The organism is Mycoplana sp. 10N416, from assembly GCF_056394765.1.
Genome location: NZ_JBFTIM010000001.1, coordinates 64,750 through 91,338, shown reverse-complemented (window position 1 = coordinate 91,338; position 26,589 = coordinate 64,750). Strand labels below are relative to the sequence as shown.

Here is a 26,589-nt window from a genome sequence, read left to right as displayed (position 1 = left end):
ATCCGATTCTCAGGCTGAACTTTCGCCATCATAGCGTTCCCAGCCATGGGACAGCAGGTGCTCCTGCGGCAAAAACTTTACCTTGTAATCCATTTTTTGCGACCCCTTGACCCAGTAACCGAGGTAGACGTGCGGCAGCCCCAGCGCCTTGGCCCGCCGGATGTGGTCGAGAATCATGTGGGTCCCGAGCGAGCGCGGCGCGCGTTCGGGGTCATAGAAGGAATAGACCATCGACAGGCCGTCCCCCATCTTGTCGGTCAGGGCGACGGCGACGAGTTCGCCGCGCGGGCGCTCGTCGAGCCCCGAACCTTCCTGGCGCAACCGATACTCGATGATCTTGGTATGGACATGGGTGTCCTCGACCATCATCGCATAGTCCAGCACCGACATGTCCGACATGCCGCCTTTCTGGTGGCGGTTGTCGAGATAGTGGCGGAACAGCGAATACTGCTCGCTCGAAGGCTCGGCCGGGTACTCATAGGCGACGAGATCGGCGTTGGCCGCGAGCACGCGCCGCATCGACCGCGACGGGCGGAATTCGTTGACGAGGATGCGAACGGAGATGCAGGCGCGGCAGGTTTCGCACGCCGGCCGGTAGGCGATGTTCTGCGACCGGCGGAAGCCGCCCTGGGTCAGGAGATCATTGAGTTCGGGCGCGCGCTCGCCGACGAGGTGCGTGAACACCTTCCGCTCCATCTCGTGCGGCAGGTAGGGACATGCCGCCGGAGCCGTCAGATAGAATTGCGGAGCAGGGGTTGTCTGGGTGTTCATTTTTCGGCGCGCGACTCCAACCGGGCCTCACAAACAGTATTAGCATGGCGCAACTGAGGAAAAGGTCAACTCCGGCAAACGGGAGGTTTACGACCTGACGAAGGTGGCGGTGGATATCCCGGAGGATAACCCACAGGCGCGAACGTTCGGCTGTTCACAGCCTTGATGGTCGAACGACGACGGTGCCGAGCAGCAGGTCGTGCAGCAGGCGGCTGCGATCGGTGAAGAGGCCGATCAGCAGAATGAAGGGCGTCAGGATCGCGTTGCCGATCCAGAACAGCACGAGATAGACGACGGAGGTCAGGAAATCCATCGGCCGCCCGTCGACCCGCATGACGGCAAGGTCCATGACATTCATGCCGACGCTCGCCTGGTTCGGCCCGCCGATCGTCAGCCCGAAGTAGAGCATGGCGACGATGACAAAGAGCACCGGATAGAGCATCCAGCCCAATCCCAGCGTGATGATGCCGAGGAAGAAGACGACAACGGCCGCCGGCACCCACAGCAGCGCGACGATCGCGTAGTCGATCAGGAAGGCAAAGACCCGCCGCGACAGCACGCCGCGATAGGCACGCCAGTCCGTGCTCGGCAGACGAACCTCGTCATAGTTGCTCATGAAAATGCTCCTGTGCTCCCTTACCGCACTGATATGGGAAACGCCGGCGCAAATGCAATGCACGGCACGGCATCGCGCGATGGTGGCGCACAGGAGTTTTGTGCGATCCGTCAGCCCTTTTTCGACAGGGCCCGGGCGACCTCGACGGCGAAATAGGTGAGAATGCCGTCGCAGCCCGCGCGCTTGAAGGCGAGCAGCGTCTCCATCATCACGCGGTCGCCGTCGATCCAGCCGTTCATCGCGGCCGCCTTGATCTGGGAATACTCGCCGGAGACCTGGTAGGCGAAGACCGGCAGGCCGAAGGCCTCCTTCATCCGCCAACAGATGTCGAGGTAGGGCAGGCCCGGTTTGACCATCAGCATGTCGGCGCCTTCCTCGACATCGAGGGCAGCGTCGCGGATCGCCTCGGTGCCGTTGGCCGGGTCGATGTAATAGGTCTTCTTGTCGCCCTTCAGCAGCCCGCCGGTGCCGATTGCGTCGCGATAGGGGCCGTAGAAGGCGGAGGCGAACTTCGTCGCATAGGACATGATGCCGACGTTCTGGTGGCCGGCATCGTCGAGCGCCTGGCGGATTACGCCGATACGCCCGTCCATCATCTCGGACGGAGCGATGATGTCGGAACCGGCATCCGCCTGGATCACCGCCGCTTTCGCGGCCTGCTCGACGGTTTCGTCGTTGACGATCTCGCCCTCGCGCAGGATGCCGTCGTGACCGTGGCTGGTGAACGGGTCGAGCGCCACGTCGGTGATGACGCCGATCGAGGGCACATGTCGTTTCAGGGCCCGCGTTGCCTCATTGATGAGGTTGTCGGCGGCCAGACAGTTCGAACCGGTCTCGTCGCGCAAGCTCATTTCGATGTTCGGAAAGGTGGCCAGTGCCGGAATCCCGAGGTCGGCGGCTTCCTTCGCAGCCTCCACCAGGCGGTCGATGCTCATACGATTGACACCGGGCATGGCGGCGATCGGTTCGACGACATTCGTGCCGGGCACCACGAAGACGGGCCAGATGAGATCGTCGACCGTCAGGCGATTCTCCTGGACAAGCCTGCGCGTCCAATCCGCCTTGCGGTTGCGGCGCATGCGCCGGTGGCCGGTGATCTGGTCGACGATGTTGGTCATGAATTTGCCCTTGCCGTTGTTGCGGCGCTCATAGCACGCCTGGCGCGGCTTGCCAAAACCGAAGGCGTGGCGCGAATGCGGCACAAGGCCGCTTGCGAAAACAATGCGGCTTTATGCCCGGCGGGGGGCTGCTATTGTCGGCCGATGGTTTCTGATTCTCCAAACATGCCGCGGCGGACGCTCACGGATACGCTGTTCATGCTGTTCTTGCGGCTGATGGCGGTGGTGTGCCTGTGGTTCGCGCTGCAGTATTGGGCGATGGTCACCGGTTTCTCGCTCGGGGGCAGGGGACGCTTCGATCTTCTGCCGCCCGCCTGGAAGGCAGCCGCAACCGCGCTTGCCGTGATGTTTCCGGTCGCCTCCGTCGGACTATGGATGCTTGCGCCGTGGGGGGCGGTCGTCTGGGTGCTTGCCGCGGCCACCGAAATTGCCATGCACGAATTCTATCCGTCGATTTTCGGCATCAACCGTTTGCTCGTCTTGACCCATGTCGCCGTGGCCGCCGTGTACCTCGTGTTTCAGGTCGCGCTCTTCTTCCAGCGCCGCAAGCAGGCGCGACAGGTAAGGACTGATTTACCCTGAGCCACGGTTGCGAAAGGGTAAGGTACTGTTAAGGCTGCGGTTTAAGTAGAATTTTAGACGCATTCGATAGGGTCTCACTCAAGGCGGGAAAAAGACACCGCCACCAAAACAGTGAGGCAGAAAACATGAACACGAAGCTGAAGCCGCAGGTCTCCGCCGTCGATGCGCAGGAAGACGCGATCCGTAACCTCTACCTGGAATCCCTCCACCTCGTCGAGCGCCTGCACCGTCGCCTGCTCGACGTCATCAAGGACGAATTCGACCGCGCCGGCCGTTCGGACGTCAACGCCGTCCAGGCGCTGCTCCTGTTCAACATCGGCAATTCCGAGCTGACCGCCGGCGAGCTGCGCTCGCGTGGCTACTACCTCGGCTCGAACGTGTCCTACAACGTCAAGAAGCTGGTCGACCTTGGCTTCATCAACCACCAGCGTTCGCGCGTCGACCGCCGCTCGGTCCGCATCAGCCTGACCGAGGCCGGCCAGGAGGTCGCCGAGACGGTCGCCCAGCTCTATGACCGCCACATCGGCTCGATCCAGAAGGTCGGCGGCATTGGCGAGAACGAGTTCAACGAGATGAACCGCCTGCTGCAGCGCCTCGACCGGTTCTGGAACGACTCGATCCTCTACCGTCTCTGAGCCGCATGGCTGACGCGTGCCGGCGCGGCGCGCATGACGACCTCCAGCGTCAAAATCAAAACCGGATGCGACCCTGCGCGTCCGGTTTTCTGCGTTCAGGCTCCGGCTGAGCCATCGACACGACCTGTGCATACGCTGCCCCGCAACACGAATCGGCCATATTGCTGTGACAGCGGACAATGGCCGTAGGCATGCGCCAGTCGCATGACCGGTGTCCGTTTGTTAACCCTGTTCGTGGTAGGCGTCGTCGGATATGGGCCTTTGATGGCCGCAGGACCCGTACGGGCCTTGGCTGCGATTGCGGCCCGCAGAGAATGGTAGGATAGATGTCTCGCAAAATCGGAACTGATGCTTTTTCGCGCCGCGCCTTCCTGCGCTCCGCCGCAACCTTCGGCGCCGCCGCCGTTGCAGGCTCCGCTGCGGCCCAGACCGCGATCGATGACATCCTGAACGCACCCCGGCGGGGTAATTGGGACGACCAGTTCGACGCCAAGGCCTCGCGCACGGCAACCGCCGTCGTGTCGAACAGTCCGATTTTCGGGCCTGATTCCACCGGTCACATCCAGCAGGCGATCTTCGACTACCAGAACATTGTTTCGGGCGGCGGCTGGCCGATGGTCAACGCCTCGCAACGGCTGGAGCTCGGCGTCAGCGATCCGGCGGTCCAGACGCTCCGCCAACGCCTGATCATCTCCGGTGATCTGCCGCGTTCGGCCGGCATTTCCAACGCCTACGATTCCTATGTCGACGGCGCGGTGAAGCGGTTCCAGGCGCGCCATGGCCTGCCGGCTGACGGCGTTCTCGGTGAATACACGCTCAAGGCGATGAACGTGCCGGCGGACGTCCGCCTGGGCCAGTTGCAGACGAACCTTGTCCGAATCCAGGCCATGTCCGGCGACCTCGGCTATCGCTTTGTGATGGTGAACATCCCGGCCGCCTACATCGAGGCGGTGGAGAACAACCGCGTGGCGCTGCGCCACACCGCGATCGTCGGCAAGTTCGACCGCCAGTCGCCGATCCTCAATTCCAAGATCTACGAGGTGATCATCAACCCGTACTGGACCGCGCCGCGTTCGATCGTCCAGAAGGACATCGTGCCGCTGATGCGCAAGGATCCGACCTATCTGACGCGCAACAACATCCGCCTGATCGATGGCAGCGGCAAGGAGGTCTCTCCGGAAACGATCGACTGGTTCGCCGACAAGGCACCGAACCTGATGTTCCGGCAGGATCCGGGCAAGATCAACGCGATGTCGTCGACGAAGATCAACTTCCACAACGAGCATGCCGTCTACATGCACGACACGCCGCAGCAGGGCTTGTTCAACAAGCTAATGCGCTTCGAATCGTCCGGCTGTGTGCGCGTGCAGAACGTGCGCGACCTCTCCACGTGGTTGCTGAAGGATACGCCCGGCTGGTCGCGCGCGCAGATGGAAGCAACGATCAAGACGGGCGTCAACACGCCGATCAAGCTCGCCCAGGAAGTGCCGGTGTTCTTCGTCTATATCACCGCGTGGTCGGCCAAGGACCGCGTCGTCCAGTTCCGCGACGACATCTATCAGCGCGACGGCGTAGCCGAACTGGCGTTGCAGACGAGCTTCGGACAGGAAGGTTCCGTCGAGCAGGACTCGCTGCCGCAGTAACCACTACCTTGCCATTCCGATGGGTCGTGCAGCCGCAGAGTTGCGCGGCCCGTTGCGTTTCAGGCCCTTCGGCGCCCGGGCGTCGTTTTTATCCCACAAGCCGTTCCGAAATGGCGCATTCGGCACAGCGGATATTGCCCTTGCCATGCGAGGACGATAAACACCGAGCCACTTGACCTTAAGGAGCCCCCGAGGATGAGCCAGTCTTCCGTCACCGACGTTTTCTTCATGCGTTCTCTTGCCGATACCGATCCGGATATCTTCGGCGCGATCGAGAAGGAACTCGGTCGCCAGCGTCATGAGATCGAACTGATCGCGTCCGAAAACATCGTGTCGCGCGCCGTGCTCGAGGCCCAGGGCTCGATCATGACCAACAAGTACGCGGAAGGCTATCCGGGCAAGCGCTACTATGGCGGCTGCCAGTTCGTCGACATCGCCGAAGAACTCGCCATCGAGCGCGCGAAGAAACTGTTCGGCGTCAACTTCGTCAACGTCCAGCCGAACTCGGGCTCGCAGATGAACCAGGCCGTGTTCCTGGCGCTGCTGCAGCCGGGCGATACCTTCATGGGGCTCGACCTGAATTCGGGCGGGCACCTGACCCATGGCTCGCCGGTCAACATGTCCGGCAAGTGGTTCAACGTCGTCTCCTACGGCGTGCGCGAGGGCGATCACCTGCTCGACATGGACGCCGTCGCCGAGAAGGCCCGCACGCACAAGCCGAAGCTGATCATCGCCGGCGGCACCGCCTATTCCCGCATCTGGGACTGGAAGCGCTTCCGCGAGATCGCCGACGAAGTCGGCGCCTACCTGATGGTCGACATGGCCCACATTGCCGGCCTGGTCGCCGGTGGCCAGCATCCCTCGCCGTTCCCGCATTGCCACGTCGCTACCACCACGACGCACAAATCGCTGCGCGGTCCGCGCGGCGGCGTCATCCTGACGAACGACGAGGACATCGCCAAGAAGATCAACTCGGCCGTGTTCCCGGGCCTCCAGGGCGGCCCGCTGATGCACATCATCGCAGCCAAGGCCGTGGCCTTCGGCGAGGCGCTGCAGCCGGAGTTCAAGGACTACGCGGCCCAGATCGTCAAGAACGCCAAGGCACTCGCCGAGACGCTGATCGCCGGCGGTCTCGATATCGTCTCGGGCGGCACCGACAACCACCTGATGCTCGTCGACCTTCGCAAGAAGAACGCGACCGGCAAGCGTGCGGAAGCCGCTCTCGGCCGCGCCTACGTCACCTGCAACAAGAACGGCATTCCGTTCGACCCCGAAAAGCCCTTCGTCACCTCGGGCGTCCGTCTCGGTACGCCGGCCGGCACCACCCGCGGCTTCAAGGAAGCCGAGTTCAAGGAAATAGGCAACCTGATCGTCGAGGTGCTCGACGGTCTGAAGGTCGCCAACTCCGACGAGGGCAATGCGGCCGTTGAAGCCGCCGTGCGCGAAAAGGTCGTCAAGCTGACCGACCGCTTCCCCATGTATCCCTACATGTAAGGACAAGGTATGCGCTGCCCCTATTGCGCTTCGGAGGATAGCCAGGTGAAGGATTCCCGTCCTGCAGAGGACGGGACGGCCATCCGCCGCCGCCGCATCTGCCCGGACTGCGGCGGTCGCTTCACCACCTTCGAGAGGGTGCAGCTTCGCGAACTGATGGTGCTCAAGAAGACGGGCCGCAAGGCCCCCTTCGACCGCGACAAGCTTATGAAGTCCTTCGAGATTGCGCTGCGCAAGCGGCCGGTCGACCGGGACCGGATCGAGCGCGCGGTCTCCGGCATCGTCCGGCGCCTGGAGAGTTCCGGCGAAACGGAAATCTCCTCGGAGGAAATCGGCCTGCAGGTGCTTGAAGCGCTCAAGGCGCTCGATGACGTGGCCTTCGTCCGCTACGCCTCTGTTTACCGCGACTTCTCGCATGTCGACGACTTCGAGAAGATCTTGTCCGAGGTCGCCGCCAAGATCGCCCGCGATCCGGGCGGCGAGGGCTGAACCATGGCGAGCGCGGCGGAAGATAAACGCTTCATGGCCGCCGCGATCCGGCTGAGCCTGCGCAACCTGGGGCGGACCGGCACCAATCCCTCCGTCGGCTGCCTTCTCGTCAAGGACGATATCGTGCTTGGCGCCGGTGTCACGGACGTCGGTGGTCGGCCGCACGCCGAGCGCATCGCGCTGGCGGAGGCCGGCGAGGGCGCCCGCGGCGCCACGGCCTATGTGACGCTCGAACCCTGCTCGCACCATGGCAAGACGCCGCCTTGCGCTGAGGCTTTGATCGCCGCCGGCGTTGCCCGCGTGGTCATTTCTGTCGTCGATCCCGACGAGCGTGTCGCGGGCAGGGGGATCGCCGCGCTCGAGGCCGCAGGGATTGAGGTGGAGACCGGGGTCCTGGAAGCCGAAGGGCGCCGGGCTCTCGCCGCGTACTTGATGCGTCAAGTGAGCAAACGCGCATATGTGACTCTGAAACTTGCTGTTTCTTCGGATGGGATGCTCGGCCGGCTGGGCGCGGGGCAGGTCGCGGTGACGGGGTCGGTCGCACGCGGCCAGGTGCACGTGCTGCGCGCCCAAAGCGATGCGATCCTGGTCGGCATCGGCACCGCCAGGGCGGACGATCCCGTGTTGACCTGCCGTCTGCCCGGGCTTGAAGACAGATCGCCGATACGCATCGTGCTCGATCACGATTTACGGCTTCCGCTCTACGGCAAGCTCGCCCTGACGGCGCGCGCAGTGCCTGTGATCGACGTTGCGCAGGAACCGCCGGGATTTGATGACGAAACCGACAAGTCCATTCTCAGACGTCGCGCGGCGTTGGACTCGACCGGCGTCGAAGTGCTGCAATGCAACCCAAGCCAACTGGACACCCTGCTGGCGGGGCTTGCCTCGCGTGGTATTTCCTCGCTGGTGGTCGAGGGCGGCGCTACCGTGGCGCGCAGCTTCCTGGACGCCGGCCTCGTTGACCGCATCCACCTTTACACCGGTCCGAATCCGATTGGCGAAAGCGGGGTCGCGTCCCCATGTGTGTCCGGCGCCATGCCGCCGGGCTTCTCGCTCCGGCGGACGATGCGCTTCGGCGCAGACCTTTTTGAAGAATACGAAAGAGACGAAGAATGTTCACCGGCATTGTAACGGACATCGGCACGATCGAGCGCGTGGAGCCTATGAATGAAGGCGTGCGGTTGCGGGTGGGCACGGCCTACGATCCGGCGACGATCGACATGGGGGCGTCCATCGCGCACGCCGGCACCTGCCTCACCGTGACGGCACTTGCCGAACCGGGCTCCAACGAGCGCTGGTTCGAGGTCGAGGCCTGGGAGGAGGCTTTGCGGCTGACGACGATCGGCAGTTGGCAAGCCGGTACCCGGATCAATCTCGAGCGCTCGCTCAAGATCGGCGACGAACTCGGCGGTCACCTGGTCTCCGGCCATGTCGACGGCAAGGCGGAAATACTTTCCGTCGAGGCAGAGGGCGACGCCACGCGTTTCGTGCTGCGGGCGCCGGCTGGACTGGAGCGTTTCGTTGCGGCGAAGGGCTCGGTCGCGCTTGACGGTACTTCGCTGACGGTCAATGCCGTCAACGGCGACGTCTTCGACGTGCTGCTGATCCGGCACACGCTCGAGGTGACCACCTGGGGTGACCGCCAGGCCGGCGACTTCGTCAACTTCGAGGTCGACACCATGGCCAGATATGCCGCGCGCCTGTCGGAGTTCCCCACCCCGAAGGCCGACTGAAGCGCGTCACGATCTTTCAGGATTCGCTCGTCGCGCTTCAGTCACTGTGCCGTTTGGCTTGCGAGGCAAATTGACCCCGGTGCTCTCGTCATCTCCGATGAAATGGCGCCATCGCTCCATCCGACGCCGCAATCCGGTTTGACCGCGAAAAAGCGCTCCGGTAAACAGGCTGGACATGCGACGGTGCCCTTGGCGGGGCCGGAGAGGTGCCCGATGAGATCGACCCGGGAAGGGGATCAAGGTCGGGGCTGTCGAGACGGGAATGCCCGCACTCTCGCATGACCTGAAGGCGAGGAGAGGGCAGATGAAGCAATCGGCGCAAGCCACCAAGGGCGGAGGACCGACCCTCGTGCTCGGCTTGGGTTGCGAGCGCGGGACCTGCGCGACGGAGGTCATTGCGCTTGCCGAGCAGGCGCTGCGCTCCTCCGGTCTCGAATCCGCCGCTCTGGCGATGGTCGTCTCCCTCGACACACGCGCCGACGAGCCGGCGATCCAGGCGGTTGCCCGCCACTTTTCCGTTCCGTTCCGCACGTTCGATCCGGCAACGCTGGAAGCGGAGACATCGCGGCTGGCCAATCCGTCCGAGATCGTGTTTCGCCACACGGGCTGCCATGGGGTCGCCGAGGCGTCGGCACTCGCGGCCGCCGGACTCGATGGTCGGCTTGTGGTGCCAAAGATCAAGTCGGCGCACGCGACCGCCGCGATCGCGGAAGCCATTCAACCCGTTGCCGCTGCGTCTCTGCAAACTGAGTCGTTTGTTTCAAGCGTCGAGCCCTCCATTGGGAGGGTCGGTTGATGGACGCGCTGTTTTCGTCCCTTCCGGTCTTGGAACCGGGCAGCGTCTGGTTGGTGGGGGCCGGACCGGGAGACCCGGGACTCCTGACGCTGCTTGCCGTGCAGGCGCTGCGGCAGGCCGACGTCATTGTCCACGATGCACTCGTCAACGCAGAATGCCTCAAACTGGCAAAGATGGGGGCCGTGCTGGAGTTCGCCGGCAAGCGAGGCGGCAAGCCGTCATCGAAACAGCGCGACATTTCGCTGCGTCTCGTGGAGCTTGCCCGCGCCGGCAAGCGCGTCTTGCGGCTGAAGGGCGGCGATCCGTTCGTCTTCGGTCGTGGCGGTGAAGAGGCTCTCACGCTGATCGAGCACAATATCCCCTTTCGGGTGGTTCCAGGGATCACCGCCGGCATCGGCGGGCTCGCCTATGCCGGCATTCCCGTCACCCATCGCGAGGTCAATCACGCCGTCACCTTCCTGACGGGCCATGACTCATCCGGCGTGGTTCCCGACCGCATCAATTGGAAAGGCATCGCGGCCGGCTCCCCGGTCATCGTCATGTACATGGCGATGAAGCATATCGGTCAGATTGCCGAAAACCTGATCGGCGCCGGTCGGTCGCCGGACGAGCCGGTTGCATTCGTCTGCAATGCGGCGACGCCGGAACAGTCGGTTCTGGAAACCACCCTGTCGCGGGCCGCGGTCGATGCGGCTGAGTCGGGTCTCGAGCCCCCGGCGATCGTTGTCGTCGGCGATGTGGTCCGGCTTCGCGGATCGCTCGATTGGCTCGGGGCATTGCGGGACGGCAAGGTACTCGCGCCCGACCCCTTCGGCTCGCGCACGCTGAAAGATCCTGCATGAGTGGGCTGATGATCGCGGCTCCGGCCTCCGGATCCGGCAAGACGACCGTGACCCTTGGCCTGCTTCGGGCCTTCGCGGATCAGGGAATGGCGCTGGCGCCGGGAAAGGCCGGCCCGGACTATATCGATCCGGCCTTTCATTCCGCCGCCAGCCGCGTCGACTGCATCAACTATGATCCCTGGGCGATGCGTCCGGAATTGCTGGCGGGCCTTGCAGACAAGCAGCGCAGCGGCGATCGGCTGCTTCTCGTCGAGGCGATGATGGGCCTTTTCGATGGTGCGGCGGACGGCAGCGGCACGCCTGCGGATCTTGCCGCGATGCTCGGGCTTCCGGTCGTGCTTGTGGTCGATTGCAGCAAGCTGTCCCATTCGGTTGCAGCGCTCGTGCGCGGCTATATCGATTTCTGTACCGATGTCAGGGTATGCGGGGTCATCCTCAACAAGGTCGGGAGCGCCCGCCACGAGGCGATGCTGCGCGATGCGCTGGAAAGGGCCGATGTCACCGTTTTTGGTGCGATCGCCAGAGACCCCGGTCTCGTCCTGCCGGAGCGACACCTGGGGCTCGTGCAGGCGGGCGAGCACGCCGCGCTGGAGGACTTCGTCAGCCGGGCAGCGGACGTGATGCGTCGGTGCATCGCCCTTGATCGGCTGGCGGCTGCCAGCGTCTGCCAGACCAGGCCGGTATCGGCGAGCGTTCCCCGCCTGGAGCCACTCGGTCAGCGGATCGCGATCGCGCGCGATCAGGCATTTGCCTTCATCTATGCGCACCATCTCCAGGGCTGGAGGGACAACGGCGCCGCGATTTCCTTCTTCTCTCCACTTGCCGATGAGGCGCCGGCGACGGATTGCGACGCGGTGTTCCTGCCCGGCGGCTACCCGGAGCTTCACGGCGAAACGCTTTCCAATGCGTCGAAATTCCGGGAAGGCATGGTTGCCGCTGCCCGTCGCGGCGCGCGCATTTATGGCGAGTGCGGAGGCTACATGACCCTGGGGGAGGCGCTGGTGTCAGCGGATGGTACCCGGCACGCCATGCTTGGCCTGCTTCCGCTTGTGACCAGCTTTGCCGAGCGCCGCCGCCAGCTCGGATACCGGCGCGTGACGCCACTTGGCACCTCGGGATTTTCGCGACCGATGACAGCACACGAGTTTCACTATTCGACCATCGTCCATGAGGGCGAGGGCGACAGGCTCTTTTCCGCAGCCGATGCAACGGGGGCGGACCTCGGCAAGACCGGCTTGCAGCGGGGCAATGTTTCAGGTTCCTACATGCATCTCATCGACATAGCGGGGCAGCCATGAGCGAGGCGCCGATCCAGCACGGTGGCGGCATCTCGTCCGCCGCGGCACGTTATGGCGGTCGCCCGGAGGAGTGGCTCGACCTGTCGACCGGCATCAATCCATGTCCGGCGCAACTGCCGCCGATCGATGCGGCCGCATGGCACCGGCTCCCGGACCAGAGCCGGCTCAGCGCGGCGCGCCTGGCCGCCGCCGCCTACTATCGAAGCGGGAACTGCCAGCCGTTGCCGGTGCCGGGAACGCAGGCGGTGATCCAGCTTCTGCCCAGGATCGTGCCGCCTGGCCGCCGCGCCGCGGTCGTCTCCCCGACCTATGGCGAGTACGGTCGCGTGCTTTGGAATGCGGGGCTCGCGGTGGATACGATCGAAAGTCTGGAGGACGTCGGCCGCGAACACGGGCTGGTGGTTGTCGTCAATCCCAACAATCCCGACGGGCGCCTCTATCGCTCCGAAGAGCTTTTGCGGTTGTGGAGAAACCTGGCGGACGCCGGCGGGACGCTGGTCGTGGATGAAGCCTTTGCCGATATGGAGCCGGCAGCCACGCTCGCTCCCCATGCCGGCGCCGGCAGGGGGCTTGTGGTCTTCCGCTCGTTCGGCAAGTTTTTCGGCCTGGCCGGCCTGAGGCTGGGATATGTCCTCGGCGAGGAAGCGCTGCTTGCGGATGTTGCGGAGTGGCTTGGACCCTGGGCGGTATCCGGTCCGGCGCTGACGATCTCCACCGGTCTGATGACCGGCGATTGTGAACCGATCCGCCAGGCGATTCGTGAACGCAAGGCGGCCCTCGATGCCGTGCTACAAGCTGCAGGTCTCAGGATTGCTGGCGGGACGCCACTGTTTTCGCTCGTTGAGCATGAGCAAGCGGAAGAATTGCAGGAATGGCTCTGCGTGCGGCGTGTTCTCGTGCGCGCATTCGACTATGATCGGCGCTGGCTGCGCTTCGGTCTTGCGCCGGATGCCGCCGCCGACATGCGCCTTGCAGAAGCACTTGCCAGTTATCGCTCCGATCCATGACCGCCACGCTCATCGTCCTTGCCGCTGCCCTTGTTCTGGACCGCATCGTCGGCGATCCGCCGAAGCTGTGGAACCGTGTGCCGCATCCGGTGGTCGTGTTCGGCTGGGCGATTTCGGCATTCGATCATTTCTTCAACAGCAAGCGCATGCATGCCGAGACCCGCAGGTTCAACGGAACGGTTGCGATCGGCGCGCTGCTTGCGGTCAGCCTTCTTGCCGGCTACCTCGTCCACAGCCTGCTGATGGTGCTCAGTTGGTTCGGCTGGGCGGTCGAAGCGGTGATCGTCGCGCTTTTCCTCGCCCAGAAGAGCCTTGCAGACCATGTCGGCGCGGTTGCGACCGGCTTGAAGCGCGGCGGCCTGGAGGGCGGGCGACAGGCGGTTTCGATGATCGTCGGCCGCGACCCGGCAACGCTCGACGAGCCTGCCGTGTGCCGTGCTGCGATTGAGAGCCTTTCCGAGAATTTCTCCGACGGGGTGGTTGCGCCGGCTCTCTGGTATGCCCTGCTCGGACTGCCGGGCCTGCTTGCCTACAAGATGCTCAATACGGCGGATTCGATGATCGGCCACAAGAACACGAAGTATCTTGAGTTTGGCTGGGCATCCGCGCGGTTGGACGACCTTGCCAACTGGCCGGCGGCGCGTCTGTCGATCCTGCTGTTGGCTGCCGGCGCGTGGATGGCGAAGGGCGGCCGCGCGGCGCGTGCTGCGCTCGACCTCGCGCTACGCGACAATGGCCTCCACCGTTCTCCCAATGCCGGCTGGCCGGAAGCGGCGATGGCAGGGGCGCTCGACATCGGTCTTGCGGGGCCGCGGATCTATGGCGGCGTGCGGGTGGAGGAGCCGATGATCAACGCGGCCGGCCGGCCGATCGCGACGGCCACCGACATCGGTTTGGCACTGATGATCTTTGATCGTGCCTGCGATGCGCTGGTGCTGGCGGCTGTCGCCGGCGCATTCATTGCGGCGATCTGAGGACGGCGAGTCCGTTGTTCAGTCGATGCCGGCAATCTGCTGCAGACGTTCGACGTCAGGCACGGTCACGTGGCGATTGTTCTCGATCTGGATGACACCCTCCTTGCGCAGCTTGGTGAACTGGCGGCTGACGGTCTCGATCGTCAGGCCAAGGAAGTCTGCAACATCGGCTCGCGAAAGCGGCAGGTCGAACGACGTACCCTCGACCGTTTCCGGATCGTAGTGTGTCGCGATCAGGTGCAGGAAGCTTGCAACCTTTTCCTGGGCATTCTTCCGTCCAAGCGTCAGCATCCAGTCGCGTGCTTCATCAAGTTCCTTGAGGGTCTGCTGATGAAGCCGATGCTCCAGATCCGGCGAGCGGGCCACGAGGCGTTCAAGCATCTGCCGTGGGAAGGTGCAGATTTCCGTCTCTGTTGCCGTTTCGGCGCTATGCGGGCTTTCGGTGGCAAACGGGCGGCCGAGGAAGTCTGGCGCAAACTGCAGGCCGACGATCTGCTGGCGGCCGTCCGGCATCATCCGTGTCAGTTTGACGACACCGCGCATGATGTTGGAGCAACTGCAGGTCTCTTCGCCTTGACCGACCACTTCGGTGCCGGCGTCGAGACGCTTGCGCGTCGAGTGCTTGCTAAGCTCCAAAAGCTGCTCGGCGGACAGCGCTCCGCAGACACCACCGTGACGTGCTTCGCAGGAGCGGCACATGACCGGGGTGTCTGAGTTGTGAATATCTTTGCGCTGCATGTCCATTGGTGCCGCCTCTCTTCGATTTGACGCCCGCCACCCTTGGAGGAGATCGCAGACGCATACAATGCGACATGGTTGCCGCAGCCCCCTATCGCGGCAATTTATCGCGACAGTCGTTTGAAGCCAGCCAATCGAACGCACAAGGCCGGCTTGACCAGAATCAGATGCAGGGTTTTAGTTGGCCAGCATTTTGCAACATTGCAAAGCTCTGGAACGAGGCGCGGGAGGCTGTGGGCGGCTTCAACTGATTCAAGCAACAGAGCTGTTGCCAAAATGCTGCAGCGTGGGATCTGCCCATTGGCATTTCCGCCGCATTTACTTATAGGATCGCCCGACCATAGAAATCATGAGGTACTGGCGTGACAGCTACATTTGACAAGGTTGCCGACATCATCGCGGAAACCAGCGAGATAGATCGTGAAACGATCAAGCCTGAGAGCCACACGATCGACGATCTCGGCATAGACAGCCTCGATTTCCTCGACATCGTGTTTGCGATCGACAAGGAATTCGGCATCAAGATTCCGCTCGAGCAATGGACGCAGGACGTCAATGAAGGCAAGGTTGCGACCGAAGAGTACTTCGTCCTGCGGAACCTTTGCGCCAAGATCGACGACCTGCGGGCTGCCAAAGCCTGATTCGCCTTCGAATTGACAAGCGGCGCGCCAGGTGCCGCTCCTTACCGATAACAGGCTGTACGGCCTGTTATGTCCGACAGTCCATTCGATTTCCGGGGTGCCCGGAGGTATGGGTTCTCGATGCTGCTTGAATATTTCCAGATGATCGATCGCGTGGTGTCGGTGGACGCCGAGCGCGCGACGCTCAAGGCGCGTTCCGTCGTGCCTGCGAAGAGTCCGGTCTTTGAAGGCCATTTTCCCGGCATGCCGCTCGTTCCGGGCGTGCTTTTGATCGAGACGATGGCGCAGGCTTCAGGCTTTCTCGTGCTCGCCGCGACCAATTTTGCCGCCATGCCCTTTCTCATGTCGGTCGACGGCGCGAAGATGCGGACCTTTGTCGAGCCCGACGCCGTCCTCGATATCGAGGCCTTTCTCGAACACGACGGGTCCGGCTTTGCGGTGACGAAAGCCAAGATCACATCCGACGGCAAGAAGGTCTGTGACGCGCAACTCAAGCTGCGGACCATGCCGTTCAACGAAGTGCCTCTGGGCGATATAGTGCGCAAGCGGGCCGAGGACCTCGGGCTGTTCGAAGCGCTTGCCGCCAGCGGCGAAAGGAACTGACGCATGACGAAGGCTGCAAACGACGTCGTCATAACCGGAATCGGAATCGTTACCTGTCAAGGTGTCGGGGTCGAGCCGCACATCGCTCACCTGAATTCCGAGAGCCTGCCGGAGCTGAGGATCGAAACGGGCCGCTTTGCGCCCTATCCGGTGCACCCTCTGCCGGAGATCGACTGGTCGCAGCAGATCGCCAAGCGCGGCGATCAGCGGCAGATGGAAAATTGGCAGCGCCTTGGCGTCTTTTCCGCGGGTCTCGCGCTCGACGATGCCGGACTGAAGGACGATGTCGAGGCCTGCGGCACGATGGATATGATCGTGTCCTGCGGGGGCGGCGAGCGTGACATCAATGTCGACTCGCTGATCGTCGACGAGGGGCTGAAGCGCAATGACCGCGAGCGGCTGCTGAATGAGAAGCTGACCACCGAACTGCGCCCGACTCTGTTCCTTGCCCAGCTGTCCAACCTCATGGCGGGCAACATCTCGATCGTTCACAAGGTCACGGGATCGTCGCGGACCTTCATGGGCGAGGAGGGGGCGGGCATCAGCGCGATCGAGACCGCGTTTGCCCGGATCCAGGCAGGGCAGTCGACGCATACGCTGGTCGGCGGTGCGTTTGTCGCGGAGCGGGCGGATGTCATTTTGCTCTACGAGGCGCTCGGTGCGCATGCGACGGGGGCTTGGACACCGCTCTGGTCGCGCGAGCCGAATGCCGGCGGCGGTATCATGATCGGATCGGTGGGGGCGTTCCTGGTGCTGGAATCACGCGCGCACGCCGAGGCGCGCGGTGCACGCATCTATGCCACCATCACGACGATCGGCGGTGACCGTGGCCTGCGCGACGACGGGCGTCTGGAGCGCCGGCTTGATCTGCTGGCAGATGGTGTCGCGGCAGACGCCGATTCAACGGTCATCTTTTCCGGCGCTTCTGGCCTGCGCGACGTAACCGGTCGCGAAAAGACCTGGCTCGAGCGCCGCTTCGCCGACGTACCGGTGCGGGGTTACAGCGGACTGGTCGGCCACGCGCTGGAAACGCAATTCCCGCTGGGGCTGGCACTTGCCGCACTTGCGGTTTCGAGCGAGGCGAAGGTTCCGCCTTTCGATCCTGCGGCGGAACGGGCGATGAGCGGACCCGCCTCGACGGCGATCGTCACGACCGTCGGCCACACGCGTGGCGAGGGCCTCGCCGTGCTGAGAGCAGAGAAGTGAGGACGGGCGCATGAGTAAGGCAGCCTACAGGGACCATCTTGGACGTCCAATCGTCGCCGTCACCGGCATGGGGGTGATCACCTCGCTCGGCCAGGGGCTCAAGGACAATTGGGCCGCCCTTTCCGGCGGCGTGTCCGGAATCCATGGCATCACCCGGTTTCCGGTGGACGGCCTCAACACCCGCATCGCCGGCACGGTCGATTTCGTCAAACTGCCGGCGGAAAATCCGGTGGAACGCTCCTATTTCTACGCGCGCGAGACGACCGAGGAAGCACTGGCCCAGGCGGGACTTTCAGGTGATTTCGGCGGGCCGCTGTTTCTGGCTGCACCGCCGATCGAGCCGGAATGGAGCCAGCGGTTTGCGCTGGCCGAACGCGCCCCGCCGATGCAGCAGCCCGGCGATGCCTATGACCGGTTCATGTCGGTTCTGCGTGAGAAGCCCGATCCGGCGCTGTACGAGACCTGGCTCTTCGGGGCGATCTCCGAGCGGCTCGCCGATCGCTTTGGCACGCGCGGCTTGCCGGTGACGCTTTCGACTGCCTGCGCATCCGGCGCCACCGCGATCCAGCTCGGTGTGGAAGCAATTCGCCAGGGGCGCACCGAACGCGCATTGACTGTCGGCACGGATGGATCTGTAACCGCGGAGGCCCTGATCCGTTTTGCCTTGCTGTCGGCTCTTTCGACACAGAACGATCCGCCGGAGAAGGCATCGAAACCCTTCACCAAGGATCGTGATGGTTTCGTGATCGCCGAAGGTGCGGCGACACTGGTGCTGGAGTCGCTGGAATCGGCGATCGCGCGCGGTGCCCGCGTGCTCGGCATCCTGAAGGGCTGTGGCGAAAAGGCCGACCACTTCCACCGCACCCGTTCCTCGCCGGACGGCGGACCTGCGATCGCCACCATCCGTGCGGCCCTTGAAGATGCGGGAATCGCCGAGGACGGGATCGGCTACATCAATGCGCACGGCACTTCGACACCCGAGAATGACAAGATGGAGTTTCTCTCCATGTCGACCGTGTTCGGGGAGGGACTGTCGAAGATCGCGGTTTCGTCGAACAAGTCGATGATCGGTCACACGCTGACGGCGGCGGGCGCGATCGAGGCGGTGTTCTCGATCCAGACCATGCTCACCGGCACGCTGCCGCCGACGATCAACTACCAGAACCCCGATCCCGGCATCGTGCTCGACGTGGTGCCGAACGTAAAGCGCGACAAGCAGGTTTCGGCCGTGCTGTCGAATTCCTTCGGCTTCGGTGGGCAGAATGCCAGCCTGGTCATGACGGCCGAGCCGGCCTGACGGCAACGCGGCCGGCGGGCACGGAAGACGGGCAGGGGATCCCGACCATATTCGGGGTCCACACCATGCTGGCCCGCGCACATGGAGGTTCCTTGGCGCCACGAGATGCCGGGAACATTCTGAATTTGCGCAGGATCTTCTGCGAAATCGGTTCCGGTTTTTCCGTCCATGCGCTAGAGCATCGGACCAGACGCAGCGCATCCTTCCTCTCGGGAAGCGATGCATCGGCGGTGTGCATCCCGATAACGGGTCGGCACGCCGCCTCCGACGAACACCATGCCGCCTTGGTGGCGAAGGACGAACAACATGCGCGCACTGCAGCTTCTCGACGACCGCAAGCTCGAACTGACCGACATCCCGGAGCCGCCCGCACCAGGGCCGGGCGAGGTAACGCTTCGTGTCAAGGCGGTTGCCCTCAACCACATCGACGTCTGGGGATGGCGCGGTATGGCGTTTGCCAAGCGCAAGATGCCGCTTGTGATCGGGGCCGAAGCCGCCGGTGTCGTCGACCAGATCGGACCGGGTGTCGGAAACGTCCTGCCCGGCCAGCTCGTTTCGGTTTATGGCGCCCGCATCTGCGGTCTGTGCAAGCCCTGCCGCGAGGGACGTGACAACCTCTGCGAACACGTCGGCGGCGTCCACGGCTTCCACCTGGACGGGTTCGCGCAGGAGAAGATCAACATTCCGGCACGCCAGCTGGTGCCTGCACCGCCCGGCATCGATGCGGTGGCTGCAGCGCTCGCGCCCGTCACCTTCGGCACGGTCGAGCACATGCTGTTCGACAATGCCAAGCTCGAATCCGGCGAAACGATCCTTGTCCACGCCGGCGGATCGGGTATCGGCACGGCGGCGATCCAACTCGCCAAGAAGATCGGCTGCACCGTGATCACCACCGTGGGCTCGAACGACAAGATCGAGAAGGCGAAGGCGCTGGGCGCCGATCACGTCATCAACTACCGCGAGGACCGCTTCGAAGGCGTGGTGCGCAAGCTGACCAAGAAGAAGGGCGTCGACGTCGTTTTCGAACACGTCGGCAAGGATACCTGGGCCGGCTCGATGCTCTGCCTCAAGCGCGGCGGCCGGCTCGTCACCTGCGGTTCAACGTCCGGCGTGTCGACGGACATGAACCTGATGATGCTGTTCCAGCAGCAGCTGAAGCTGCTCGGCTCGTTCGGTTGCCGGATGGAGAACATGGCGAACGCCATGCAGAAGATGGCCCGCGGCATCGTTCATCCGGTCATAGACACTGAAATCACTTTTGATGGCATCGCCACTGCGCTGGAACGCATGGAATCACGCCAGATCTTCGGCAAGATCGTGCTGCGGTTGGACTGACCCCGTGCGTAAAATCATCACCCGCATTGTGCTGGCGCTACGCAATTTCGAGCAGTGGCTGGTCGCCCAGTTCGTCTTCGGCCTCCTGAGCCTCATGAAGCTTTTTCCGGCCGACGGGGCGATGAATTTCGCCGACCGCATCGTGCGCTGGATCGGGCCGAAGACGCGCCGTCATGTGCTGATGATGACAAATCTGCGCAACGCGTTTCCGGAGAAATCCGAGGCCGAACTCGATGCGATCGCACTGGATAGCTGGGGAAACATGGGCCGCATGGCCGCCGAGTACGTCTTTCTCGACCGGCTCTTCGATTTCGATCCCTACAATCTGGAGGTCGGCCGCGTCGAGGTATCCGGCATCCCGCTCTTCGTCGATCTCCGCTACAATCCGCGCCCCTTCATCGTCTTCACCGGCCACACCGGCAATTTCGAGATGCTGCCGGTCGCGGGCGCGGCCTTCGGGCTGGACGTAACGGTGCTGTTCCGGCCGCCGAACAATCCCTATGTCGCCGACAAGGTGTTCGAGTTCCGCCGGGCGCGCATGGGCAATCTGGTGCCGTCGCATGCGGGTTCTTCATTCACGCTGGCGCGTAAGCTCGACAGTGGCAATCCGGTGGGCGTTCTCGTCGACCAGAAGTACAGGAAAGGCGTTCCCACGACCTTTTTCGGTCGCCCGGTCCACACCAATCCGCTACTGCCCAAACTGGTGCGCCAGTTCGGTTGCGAGGTCTTTCCGGCCCGCTGCATCCGATTGCCGGGCAACCGGTTCCGCCTTGAGCTGGAGCCGGCCATAGAAATCCCGCGCCGTCCCGACGGCGCGGTGGATGTCGAGGCGACGGCGCAGAAACTGAACGACAAGGTCGAAGAGTGGGTGCGCGAGTACCCCGGTCAATGGTTGTGGTATCACGACCGTTGGGAAATCAAGCACGACTTGAAAAACGTCAAGGCGTGACGGGGAAGGTCCCGTCACGGTCTCAAGAGTGCCACAACCGGCCCAACAGGTGTTCGCGCTCGAATGCGATGTGGCGGCGAATCGTTTCAAAGAAGCCGCGCAGCATGTAGCCGGCCGCTTCGGCGTTGACGTCGTCGGCGCCGCTGCCAAGTTTCAGCAGCGTATCGATCAGTTCCTCCGCGAAGCACTCGTCCTCGCAGTGCTCGAACTTCAGCCGGTTCAACGTCGCCTCGAGCGCCCCGGTGTGTCCGGCCTGCGCGACCAGGTGCGGGAAAATCACCTGTTCTTCGTAGCGATGCAGGTTGTGGATCAACGGGCCGAGAACCTTCGCCGCATAGATGCATTTCTGCCGGTTGACGTTGGCAGGGAGGCTATCGGCGATCTCTTCGAGTGCGTCACACAGCAACAGCTGTTCCCTGTGGGCTCCTGCCAGCCAGTCGAGCGATATGGTGTTGCGCGGCATGGTGGAGAGAAGGTTATCCACTCTGTCTTGTTCCAGTTGTGCCAGCGTCATGGCGTCTGCTCCCCTTCCCAAATGTAACCAGACTGACTCTTGCTCCGGGAAAGGGCACCCGGCCTTGATCTGTATCAAGGCTGCCTCGTCGTGTATCTGCGAGCAGTGCAGTGAGGCCGTGTAGGATTCGGGTGAACCTGCGCGGTGCGTAACGACGTTGAGTTGGGGATGCCAACGATGAAATATGGTTTTGAGACCGCGCTGTTGGCGGTGGGCACGTTCTTGGCGTTGCTCGGCGCTGCCTTCGCACATGACAATCTGTTCCAGGCCCACATGTGGGTGCTCTTCGCGGTGCTTCTTGGCGGCACCATCATCATGGTCCGGCGGGTTTCCTTCGCGCCCTACCACGTGCCCGGAAACGGTGCGAAGCAGGGTGACGGTAGTCCCTACTTCGATGAAGTGATCAAGTACGGCGTCATTGCCACTGTCTTATGGGGTGTCGTCGGATTCCTGGTCGGCGTGCTCATTGCTGCACAGCTTGCCTTCCCCGATCTCAACCTCGAGCCCTGGCTCAATTTCGGCCGGCTGCGCCCGCTGCATACCTCGGCGGTGATCTTCGCCTTCGGCGGCAACGCGCTGATCGCGACTTCGTTCTACGTCGTACAGCGCACGTCGCGGGCTCGCCTGTTCGGCGGCAATCTCAGCTGGTTCGTATTCTGGGGCTACCAACTCTTCATCGTCATGGCCGCGACTGGCTATCTGCTGGGCATTACCCAGAGCCGGGAATATGCGGAGCCTGAGTGGTACGTCGACCTGTGGCTGACGATTGTCTGGGTCGCCTATCTCATTGTCTTCCTGGGAACGGTGATCAGGCGCAAGGAGCCGCATATCTATGTGGCGAACTGGTTCTATCTCTCCTTCATCGTCACCATCGCAATGTTGCACATCATCAACAACCTGGCGATTCCGGTGTCGTTCCTCGGCGTGAAGAGCTATTCCGCCTTCGCAGGCGTGCAGGACGCGGTGACGCAGTGGTGGTACGGTCACAATGCCGTCGCCTTCTTCCTCACCATCCCCTTCCTGGCGATGATGTACTATTTCGTGCCGAAGCAGGCAGAGCGGCCGGTCTATTCCTACCGCCTGTCCATCGTGCACTTCTGGTCGATCATCTTCCTCTACATCTGGGCCGGCCCGCACCACCTGCACTATACCGCCGTACCCGACTGGGCGCAGACGCTCGGCATGGTGTTCTCGATCGTACTGTGGATGCCTTCCTGGGGCGGCATGATCAACGGCCTGATGACGCTGTCGGGCGCCTGGGACAAGGTGCGCACCGATCCGATCATCCGCATGATGGTTGCTGCCATGGCGTTCTACGGCATGGCGACCTTCGAGGGGCCGATGCTGTCGATCAAGGCGGTCAACTCGCTGTCGCACTATACGGACTGGACCATCGGCCACGTCCACGCGGGCGCGCTCGGCTGGAACGGCATGATCACTTTCGCTGCCGTCTACTATCTGGCGCCCAAGCTGTGGAACCGCGAGCGGCTCTATTCGGTCAACATGGTCAGCTGGCACTTCTGGCTCGCCACCCTCGGCATCGTGCTCTACGCCGCCGCCATGTGGGTTGCCGGCATCCAGCAGGGTCTGATGTGGCGCGAATACGACGACCAGGGCTTCCTCGTCTATTCCTTCGCGGAAACCGTGCTCGCAATGTTCCCCTACTATGTCATCCGGACGCTCGGTGGCGTGCTCTACCTGGCCGGTGGCCTGGTGATGGCCTGGAACGTCTACCAGACCATTCGCGGGCGCCTGCGCGACGAAGCCCCCACGGGCACCCGGCCGGCTGCGGCCTTGCAACCTGCCGAATAAGGAGCGTGTGATCTATGTCTATATTGAACCACCACTCCAAACTGGAGAGAAACGCAACGCTGCTGCTGGTCGCATCGCTCGCCGTGGTCACGGTCGGCGGCATCGTTGAAATCGCACCGCTCTTCTATCTCGACAACACCATCGAGAAGGTTGAGGGCATGCGCCCTTACTCGCCCCTGGAACTCGCTGGCCGTGACATCTATGTCCGCGAGGGCTGCTATGTCTGCCACAGCCAGATGATCCGGCCGTTCCGCGACGAGGTCGAACGCTACGGGCACTATTCGCTCGCAGCCGAGAGCATGTACGACCATTCCTTCCAGTGGGGGTCGAAGCGCACCGGGCCGGACCTGGCCCGCGTCGGCGACCGCTACTCCAACGAATGGCACGTGCAGCACCTGATCGAGCCGCGCTCGGTGGTGCCGGAATCGGTCATGCCGAGCTACGCCTTCCTCAAGGAGACGCCGCTGAAGATCACCGATGTCACCATGAACCTGAAGGCCAACCGCGCCGTCGGTGTTCCCTACGATGATGTGATGCTCGAGAACGCGGTGGCCGACCTCAAGGCGCAGGCGGATCCGAACGCGGATACGTCCGGTCTCCTGGAGCGCTATCCGAAGGCTAAGATCGGCGACTTCGACGGTGACCCGCAGAAGCTCACCGAGATGGACGCGCTGGTCGCCTACCTGCAGATGCTCGGCACGCTGGTGGACTTCTCCACCTATGACGACGCCAGCGGCTACCGGTAAGGGAGACGAACCATGGAAACCTACACGGCCATGCGGCACTTCGCCGACGTCTGGGGGCTGCTCGCCATGACGATCTTCTTCGTCGGCGTCATCCTCTTCACCTTCCGGCCCGGCGGACGCAAGTCCGCTGAGAATGCCGCGCAAATCCCTCTTAAGGAGGACTGACACCATGGCTGACAAGCATGGGGCTGAAAAGCACATCGACGACATCACGGGCGTCGAAACCACCGGCCATGAATGGGACGGCATACGCGAACTGAACAACCCGATGCCGCGTTGGTGGCTCTGGACATTGTACGCGACCATCGTCTGGGGGATCGGCTACATGATCGCCTATCCCGCCTGGCCGATGCTGACGGAGGCGACGCGTGGCGTGCTCGGCTATTCCAGCCGCGCGGAGGTGGCGAAGGAGTTGCAGGCGGCCAAGGCTGCACAGACGGTATTCGTGGATCGGATCGCTGCGACCCCGCTCGCCGACATCGTCACCGATCCGGAGTTGTCCCAGTTCGCGATTGCCGGCGGTGCTGCGGCGTTCAAGGTCAACTGCGTCCAGTGCCATGGGTCCGGCGCTGCCGGTTCGGCCGGCTTCCCCAACCTGAACGACGATGACTGGATCTGGGGCGGCAGTCCTGATGAGATCTACAAGACCATCGCCCATGGCATCCGTTTTGAAGGCGACGCCGACACGCATGTTTCCGAAATGCCCGCATTCGACGACATGCTGCAGCCGGCCGAGATCAAGCAGGTTGCCGCTTACGTGGTCAGCCTCACCGGGACGCCTGCCGACTCCGGCATGATCGAACCGGGCAAGCAGCTCTTTGCCGACAACTGCGCTTCCTGCCATGGCGAGGATGCAAGGGGCATCCGCGAGATGGGCGCGCCCAACCTTGCCGATGCCATCTGGCTGAAGGGGGAGGGCGAAGAAGCGATCGCCAACCAGATCCGCGCACCAAAGCACGGCGTGATGCCGGGCTGGGTGGCACGTCTCGGCGAGCCCACCGTCAAGCAGCTGGCCGTCTATGTGCACTCGCTGGGTGGCGGGGAATAACCTGCCGTCCGGTTACAGATGCTGGATTTCGATCCCGGCCGGGGCGCGAATGCCCCGGTCATTGCTGAGGAAGGCATCGCATCCCGCGACGATTGCCGTTGCGACATGGATCGCGTCGGGAAGCTTCAATTTGAGTTCCGCGGCTATCTCCGCCGATTGAACAATGACATCTTGCGCGACCGAAATCAGCTCGACGATTTCCGGGTCATAGAGAAGCGCATGGAAGGCTTCGACCATTTCTTTCCGTTTTTCCCGCAACGGCGCGATCGTGCATTCCGCGATCGTGAGTTCTGATGTGATGAGCTTGGCTTTCTCAACCTCAGAGACTGCCAATTTAGCCAAGGTGCGCTGGCGGAGATCGTCACTGCCGTCGAGCAGATAGATGAAGATGTTGCTGTCGACATAGATTCGTCGCGCCATCACGTCTCGCCGCGGACATCAGCGATTTGGCGCAGCACCTCTCTCTCGGAAAGATGGTGTCTGTATTTGTCGGTCTGCTTCAGGATCGACTGTAGGCGCTGCATTCGCGGCGACCGCTCCCTGCTTTCTTCCGCCGCGGCGTCTCGCGCCGTCCGCTCGTCGGAGACATCCGGATGATTATTTTTTGCGTTCGCAATCATGGCCGTTACCTCGATCTCCCGCGACATCCTACAGGTATTCGCCGGGAAAGCCATTGTTGTGCACGGCGGCGATCAGCCCGCCCCCCTACCGGTCCGACCACACCGCCAGTTCGTATCCATCCGGGTCGGCAAAGTGGAAGCGCCGTCCGCCGGGGAACGGGAAAATCGCCTTGACGATCCGTCCGCCAGCCTTTTCCACTCGGGCGGTGGCGTCTTCAAGATCGTCGGCAAAGAGAATTACCAGGGGACCCCCGGCGGCGTTTACCGGCGCCAGCGTCGTGAAGCCGCCGGTCAGGCGGCCATCCTGGAACTCGCAGTATTGCGGGCCGTAGTCCGTGAAGGTCCAGCCGAAAGCACCGCCGTAGAACGCTTTCGATCGGGCGATGTCGGCCACGGTGAACTCGATATAGTCAATCTTGCGGTCCTTTCCGGTCGTGGCCATCAGCCGTCTCCCTGTGTTTCCAGTAATTCTTTCAGTGTCTCGAGATCACGCGCCACCTGTGCGGCGTCCATTTCGAATGCCGCATCGTCCATGCCAGGCAGGCAGAGCAGGGTGAACATCACCTCTGCGCCGTCGCCGTTGGGAACGACGCGCAGCGCATTGTGGATGACCTGCCCGTCCGGCATCGTGACGGTGTGATCGATCACACCGAAATCGTTCTCCGGGGCAAAGCGAACACGAACTTGTCCGATCGGCCCACCATCGGCGATCCAGTCGGCGCCGTCCGGTGCCAGGCCGGACGCCAGGCCCGCGGCCCAACGCGGCACCGTCTCCGGCCTCGAGGCAAAGGCATAGACCTGGCGCCAGTCGCGAGCGATCGAGCAGTGGATGATTCGGGCGGGCAGGGTGGCCATCGTCGCGTTCCTTTCAAGTTGCAGCATAGGAGACGACGCACGTCGGTTGAAGAAAATTCGACCACACGACCGAGCGTATCGACGCAATTCGGCTGTGTCATTCCCAAGTAGAGCGCATTTGCGCCCGGCTTGCGATTCGTCTCTCACGTCAGGTCGACTTTCGTCCGACCTCTCCAGAGGCGGGAAATATTGCCCGCGAGGCGGGCGCCCGGAAATGGACTGCTGTT

31 protein-coding genes are annotated in these 26,589 nt (G+C 63.1%); 22 read left to right on the top strand and 9 right to left on the bottom strand.

Annotated elements, in window-relative coordinates; all coding sequences use genetic code 11:
• Positions 1-9 precede the first annotated feature (9 nt).
• The 3 genes from AC1DDS_RS00445 to hemB form a co-directional block, all read right to left on the bottom strand.
• Positions 10-771 carry an arginyltransferase gene (locus AC1DDS_RS00445; protein WP_477477101.1) on the bottom strand — a complete coding sequence of 254 codons (762 nt, stop codon included), beginning with the start codon at positions 769-771 and terminating at the stop codon, positions 10-12.
• A 154-nt stretch (positions 772-925) separates the two neighbouring features.
• Positions 926-1,387, bottom strand: coding sequence for an RDD family protein (locus tag AC1DDS_RS00440; protein WP_310418584.1), 462 nt, complete (start codon positions 1,385-1,387; stop codon positions 926-928).
• Between the two features lie 110 nt (positions 1,388-1,497).
• A complete protein-coding gene (hemB, locus tag AC1DDS_RS00435) occupies positions 1,498-2,505 on the bottom strand; it encodes a porphobilinogen synthase (RefSeq protein WP_477477100.1) in 1,008 nt (335 codons plus the stop codon).
• 198 nt (positions 2,506-2,703) lie between these two features.
• On the opposite strand from hemB, the gene AC1DDS_RS00430 reads away from it, so the two are divergent.
• From AC1DDS_RS00430 to cbiB, 12 genes are all read left to right on the top strand, one after another.
• Positions 2,704-3,087 (top strand): DUF6163 family protein, encoded by a 384-nt coding sequence (locus AC1DDS_RS00430; protein WP_477477099.1) that lies wholly within the window; start codon positions 2,704-2,706, stop codon positions 3,085-3,087.
• 125 nt (positions 3,088-3,212) lie between these two features.
• Positions 3,213-3,722, top strand: coding sequence for a transcriptional regulator LdtR (gene ldtR / locus AC1DDS_RS00425; protein WP_310418594.1), 510 nt, complete (start codon positions 3,213-3,215; stop codon positions 3,720-3,722).
• Between the two features lie 326 nt (positions 3,723-4,048).
• On the top strand, positions 4,049-5,365 hold the full coding sequence (locus AC1DDS_RS00420) for a L,D-transpeptidase family protein (protein ID WP_310418597.1): 1,317 nt from the start codon (positions 4,049-4,051) through the stop codon (positions 5,363-5,365).
• Between the two features lie 195 nt (positions 5,366-5,560).
• Positions 5,561-6,859, top strand: coding sequence for a serine hydroxymethyltransferase (glyA, locus tag AC1DDS_RS00415; protein WP_477477098.1), 1,299 nt, complete (start codon positions 5,561-5,563; stop codon positions 6,857-6,859).
• Positions 6,860-6,868: 9 nt separating this feature from the next.
• Positions 6,869-7,348, top strand: a complete 480-nt coding sequence (gene nrdR, locus AC1DDS_RS00410; RefSeq protein WP_310418603.1) for a transcriptional regulator NrdR — start codon at positions 6,869-6,871, stop codon at positions 7,346-7,348.
• 3 nt (positions 7,349-7,351) lie between these two features.
• The gene (gene ribD / locus AC1DDS_RS00405; protein ID WP_477477097.1) at positions 7,352-8,479 is read left to right on the top strand and encodes a bifunctional diaminohydroxyphosphoribosylaminopyrimidine deaminase/5-amino-6-(5-phosphoribosylamino)uracil reductase RibD; all 1,128 of its coding nucleotides are present in this window, start codon (positions 7,352-7,354) and stop codon (positions 8,477-8,479) included.
• Positions 8,461-9,081, top strand: a complete 621-nt coding sequence (locus AC1DDS_RS00400; RefSeq protein ID WP_477477096.1) for a riboflavin synthase — start codon at positions 8,461-8,463, stop codon at positions 9,079-9,081. The genes ribD and AC1DDS_RS00400 overlap by 19 nt, the downstream gene beginning before the upstream one ends.
• A gap of 304 nt (positions 9,082-9,385) precedes the next feature.
• Positions 9,386-9,877: a cobalamin biosynthesis protein gene (locus AC1DDS_RS00395; protein ID WP_477477095.1), complete on the top strand. Its 492-nt coding sequence runs from the start codon at positions 9,386-9,388 to the stop codon at positions 9,875-9,877.
• Entirely contained in the window at positions 9,877-10,719 is an 843-nt protein-coding gene (gene cobA / locus AC1DDS_RS00390) for a uroporphyrinogen-III C-methyltransferase (protein ID WP_477477094.1), read from the top strand. The genes AC1DDS_RS00395 and cobA overlap by 1 nt, the downstream gene beginning before the upstream one ends.
• Positions 10,716-12,017: a cobyrinate a,c-diamide synthase gene (locus AC1DDS_RS00385; protein WP_477477093.1), complete on the top strand. Its 1,302-nt coding sequence runs from the start codon at positions 10,716-10,718 to the stop codon at positions 12,015-12,017. The genes cobA and AC1DDS_RS00385 overlap by 4 nt, the downstream gene beginning before the upstream one ends.
• Positions 12,014-13,024, top strand: coding sequence for a threonine-phosphate decarboxylase CobD (gene cobD, locus AC1DDS_RS00380; RefSeq protein WP_477477092.1), 1,011 nt, complete (start codon positions 12,014-12,016; stop codon positions 13,022-13,024). Before AC1DDS_RS00385 ends, cobD begins: the two co-directional genes overlap by 4 nt.
• Positions 13,021-13,998: an adenosylcobinamide-phosphate synthase CbiB gene (cbiB, locus tag AC1DDS_RS00375; protein ID WP_477477091.1), complete on the top strand. Its 978-nt coding sequence runs from the start codon at positions 13,021-13,023 to the stop codon at positions 13,996-13,998. The genes cobD and cbiB overlap by 4 nt, the downstream gene beginning before the upstream one ends.
• 18 nt (positions 13,999-14,016) lie before the next feature.
• Here the strand turns inward: cbiB and AC1DDS_RS00370 are convergent, their stop codons facing one another.
• Positions 14,017-14,742 carry a Crp/Fnr family transcriptional regulator gene (locus AC1DDS_RS00370; protein ID WP_477477090.1) on the bottom strand — a complete coding sequence of 242 codons (726 nt, stop codon included), beginning with the start codon at positions 14,740-14,742 and terminating at the stop codon, positions 14,017-14,019.
• 356 nt (positions 14,743-15,098) lie between these two features.
• On the opposite strand from AC1DDS_RS00370, the gene AC1DDS_RS00365 reads away from it, so the two are divergent.
• The 6 genes from AC1DDS_RS00365 (at position 15,099) to AC1DDS_RS00340 (ending at position 20,767) form a co-directional block, all read left to right on the top strand.
• Positions 15,099-15,377, top strand: coding sequence for an acyl carrier protein (locus AC1DDS_RS00365; RefSeq protein ID WP_310418631.1), 279 nt, complete (start codon positions 15,099-15,101; stop codon positions 15,375-15,377).
• A 120-nt stretch (positions 15,378-15,497) separates the two neighbouring features.
• Positions 15,498-15,980: a 3-hydroxyacyl-ACP dehydratase FabZ family protein gene (locus AC1DDS_RS00360; protein WP_477477089.1), complete on the top strand. Its 483-nt coding sequence runs from the start codon at positions 15,498-15,500 to the stop codon at positions 15,978-15,980.
• A 3-nt stretch (positions 15,981-15,983) separates the two neighbouring features.
• The gene (locus AC1DDS_RS00355; RefSeq protein WP_477477088.1) at positions 15,984-17,186 is read left to right on the top strand and encodes a beta-ketoacyl-ACP synthase; all 1,203 of its coding nucleotides are present in this window, start codon (positions 15,984-15,986) and stop codon (positions 17,184-17,186) included.
• A 10-nt stretch (positions 17,187-17,196) separates the two neighbouring features.
• Positions 17,197-18,483 carry a beta-ketoacyl-ACP synthase gene (locus AC1DDS_RS00350; RefSeq protein WP_310418640.1) on the top strand — a complete coding sequence of 429 codons (1,287 nt, stop codon included), beginning with the start codon at positions 17,197-17,199 and terminating at the stop codon, positions 18,481-18,483.
• Positions 18,484-18,789: 306 nt separating this feature from the next.
• On the top strand, positions 18,790-19,818 hold the full coding sequence (locus tag AC1DDS_RS00345; protein WP_477477087.1) for a zinc-binding dehydrogenase: 1,029 nt from the start codon (positions 18,790-18,792) through the stop codon (positions 19,816-19,818).
• A gap of 4 nt (positions 19,819-19,822) precedes the next feature.
• Positions 19,823-20,767, top strand: a complete 945-nt coding sequence (locus tag AC1DDS_RS00340) for a lipid A biosynthesis lauroyl acyltransferase (RefSeq protein WP_477477086.1) — start codon at positions 19,823-19,825, stop codon at positions 20,765-20,767.
• Positions 20,768-20,789: 22 nt separating this feature from the next.
• On the opposite strand, the gene AC1DDS_RS00335 is transcribed toward AC1DDS_RS00340, so the two are convergent.
• Positions 20,790-21,359, bottom strand: a complete 570-nt coding sequence (locus AC1DDS_RS00335) for a hemerythrin domain-containing protein (RefSeq protein WP_310418650.1) — start codon at positions 21,357-21,359, stop codon at positions 20,790-20,792.
• Between the two features lie 99 nt (positions 21,360-21,458).
• Between AC1DDS_RS00335 and ccoN the strand changes: the two genes are divergently transcribed.
• From ccoN to ccoP, 4 genes are read left to right on the top strand one after another with little or no spacing between them, the layout of a single operon-like run.
• Complete coding sequence (gene ccoN / locus AC1DDS_RS00330; RefSeq protein WP_477477085.1) at positions 21,459-23,093, top strand: cytochrome-c oxidase, cbb3-type subunit I; 1,635 nt, start codon at positions 21,459-21,461, stop codon at positions 23,091-23,093.
• Between the two features lie 14 nt (positions 23,094-23,107).
• Entirely contained in the window at positions 23,108-23,839 is a 732-nt protein-coding gene (ccoO, locus tag AC1DDS_RS00325; protein ID WP_477477084.1) for a cytochrome-c oxidase, cbb3-type subunit II, read from the top strand.
• A 12-nt stretch (positions 23,840-23,851) separates the two neighbouring features.
• Positions 23,852-24,004 carry a cbb3-type cytochrome c oxidase subunit 3 gene (locus AC1DDS_RS00320; RefSeq protein WP_477477083.1) on the top strand — a complete coding sequence of 51 codons (153 nt, stop codon included), beginning with the start codon at positions 23,852-23,854 and terminating at the stop codon, positions 24,002-24,004.
• A 4-nt stretch (positions 24,005-24,008) separates the two neighbouring features.
• On the top strand, positions 24,009-24,887 hold the full coding sequence (gene ccoP, locus AC1DDS_RS00315; protein ID WP_477477082.1) for a cytochrome-c oxidase, cbb3-type subunit III: 879 nt from the start codon (positions 24,009-24,011) through the stop codon (positions 24,885-24,887).
• 12 nt (positions 24,888-24,899) lie between these two features.
• Here ccoP and AC1DDS_RS00310 read toward each other — a convergent pair whose 3' ends face one another.
• From AC1DDS_RS00310 to AC1DDS_RS00295, 4 genes are read right to left on the bottom strand one after another with little or no spacing between them, the layout of a single operon-like run.
• Complete coding sequence (locus AC1DDS_RS00310; RefSeq protein ID WP_477477081.1) at positions 24,900-25,307, bottom strand: type II toxin-antitoxin system VapC family toxin; 408 nt, start codon at positions 25,305-25,307, stop codon at positions 24,900-24,902.
• Positions 25,307-25,534, bottom strand: a complete 228-nt coding sequence (locus tag AC1DDS_RS00305) for a hypothetical protein (RefSeq protein WP_477477080.1) — start codon at positions 25,532-25,534, stop codon at positions 25,307-25,309. The genes AC1DDS_RS00310 and AC1DDS_RS00305 overlap by 1 nt, the downstream gene beginning before the upstream one ends.
• Positions 25,535-25,592: 58 nt before the next feature.
• Positions 25,593-25,949, bottom strand: coding sequence for a VOC family protein (locus tag AC1DDS_RS00300; RefSeq protein ID WP_477477079.1), 357 nt, complete (start codon positions 25,947-25,949; stop codon positions 25,593-25,595).
• Positions 25,949-26,362 (bottom strand): SRPBCC family protein, encoded by a 414-nt coding sequence (locus AC1DDS_RS00295; RefSeq protein WP_477477078.1) that lies wholly within the window; start codon positions 26,360-26,362, stop codon positions 25,949-25,951. The genes AC1DDS_RS00300 and AC1DDS_RS00295 overlap by 1 nt, the downstream gene beginning before the upstream one ends.
• Between the last annotated feature and the right edge of the window lie 227 nt (positions 26,363-26,589).

Bases quoted from the DNA above. Each gene is read 5' to 3' on its own strand.
- AC1DDS_RS00445 (WP_477477101.1), bottom strand. From the start codon at position 771: ATGAACACCCAGACAACCCCTGCTCCGCAATTCTATCTGACGGCTCCG.
- AC1DDS_RS00440 (WP_310418584.1), bottom strand. From the start codon at position 1,387: ATGAGCAACTATGACGAGGTTCGTCTGCCGAGCACGGACTGGCGTGCC.
- hemB (WP_477477100.1), bottom strand. From the start codon at position 2,505: ATGACCAACATCGTCGACCAGATCACCGGCCACCGGCGCATGCGCCGC.
- AC1DDS_RS00430 (WP_477477099.1), top strand. From the start codon at position 2,704: ATGCTGTTCTTGCGGCTGATGGCGGTGGTGTGCCTGTGGTTCGCGCTG.
- ldtR (WP_310418594.1), top strand. From the start codon at position 3,213: ATGAACACGAAGCTGAAGCCGCAGGTCTCCGCCGTCGATGCGCAGGAA.
- AC1DDS_RS00420 (WP_310418597.1), top strand. From the start codon at position 4,049: ATGTCTCGCAAAATCGGAACTGATGCTTTTTCGCGCCGCGCCTTCCTG.
- glyA (WP_477477098.1), top strand. From the start codon at position 5,561: ATGAGCCAGTCTTCCGTCACCGACGTTTTCTTCATGCGTTCTCTTGCC.
- nrdR (WP_310418603.1), top strand. From the start codon at position 6,869: ATGCGCTGCCCCTATTGCGCTTCGGAGGATAGCCAGGTGAAGGATTCC.
- ribD (WP_477477097.1), top strand. From the start codon at position 7,352: ATGGCGAGCGCGGCGGAAGATAAACGCTTCATGGCCGCCGCGATCCGG.
- AC1DDS_RS00400 (WP_477477096.1), top strand. From the start codon at position 8,461: ATGTTCACCGGCATTGTAACGGACATCGGCACGATCGAGCGCGTGGAG.
- AC1DDS_RS00395 (WP_477477095.1), top strand. From the start codon at position 9,386: ATGAAGCAATCGGCGCAAGCCACCAAGGGCGGAGGACCGACCCTCGTG.
- cobA (WP_477477094.1), top strand. From the start codon at position 9,877: ATGGACGCGCTGTTTTCGTCCCTTCCGGTCTTGGAACCGGGCAGCGTC.
- AC1DDS_RS00385 (WP_477477093.1), top strand. From the start codon at position 10,716: ATGAGTGGGCTGATGATCGCGGCTCCGGCCTCCGGATCCGGCAAGACG.
- cobD (WP_477477092.1), top strand. From the start codon at position 12,014: ATGAGCGAGGCGCCGATCCAGCACGGTGGCGGCATCTCGTCCGCCGCG.
- cbiB (WP_477477091.1), top strand. From the start codon at position 13,021: ATGACCGCCACGCTCATCGTCCTTGCCGCTGCCCTTGTTCTGGACCGC.
- AC1DDS_RS00370 (WP_477477090.1), bottom strand. From the start codon at position 14,742: ATGGACATGCAGCGCAAAGATATTCACAACTCAGACACCCCGGTCATG.
- AC1DDS_RS00360 (WP_477477089.1), top strand. From the start codon at position 15,498: ATGCTGCTTGAATATTTCCAGATGATCGATCGCGTGGTGTCGGTGGAC.
- AC1DDS_RS00355 (WP_477477088.1), top strand. From the start codon at position 15,984: ATGACGAAGGCTGCAAACGACGTCGTCATAACCGGAATCGGAATCGTT.
- AC1DDS_RS00350 (WP_310418640.1), top strand. From the start codon at position 17,197: ATGAGTAAGGCAGCCTACAGGGACCATCTTGGACGTCCAATCGTCGCC.
- AC1DDS_RS00345 (WP_477477087.1), top strand. From the start codon at position 18,790: ATGCGCGCACTGCAGCTTCTCGACGACCGCAAGCTCGAACTGACCGAC.
- ccoN (WP_477477085.1), top strand. From the start codon at position 21,459: ATGAAATATGGTTTTGAGACCGCGCTGTTGGCGGTGGGCACGTTCTTG.
- ccoO (WP_477477084.1), top strand. From the start codon at position 23,108: ATGTCTATATTGAACCACCACTCCAAACTGGAGAGAAACGCAACGCTG.
- AC1DDS_RS00320 (WP_477477083.1), top strand. From the start codon at position 23,852: ATGGAAACCTACACGGCCATGCGGCACTTCGCCGACGTCTGGGGGCTG.
- ccoP (WP_477477082.1), top strand. From the start codon at position 24,009: ATGGCTGACAAGCATGGGGCTGAAAAGCACATCGACGACATCACGGGC.
- AC1DDS_RS00310 (WP_477477081.1), bottom strand. From the start codon at position 25,307: ATGGCGCGACGAATCTATGTCGACAGCAACATCTTCATCTATCTGCTC.
- AC1DDS_RS00305 (WP_477477080.1), bottom strand. From the start codon at position 25,534: ATGTCGCGGGAGATCGAGGTAACGGCCATGATTGCGAACGCAAAAAAT.
- AC1DDS_RS00300 (WP_477477079.1), bottom strand. From the start codon at position 25,949: ATGGCCACGACCGGAAAGGACCGCAAGATTGACTATATCGAGTTCACC.
- AC1DDS_RS00295 (WP_477477078.1), bottom strand. From the start codon at position 26,362: ATGGCCACCCTGCCCGCCCGAATCATCCACTGCTCGATCGCTCGCGAC.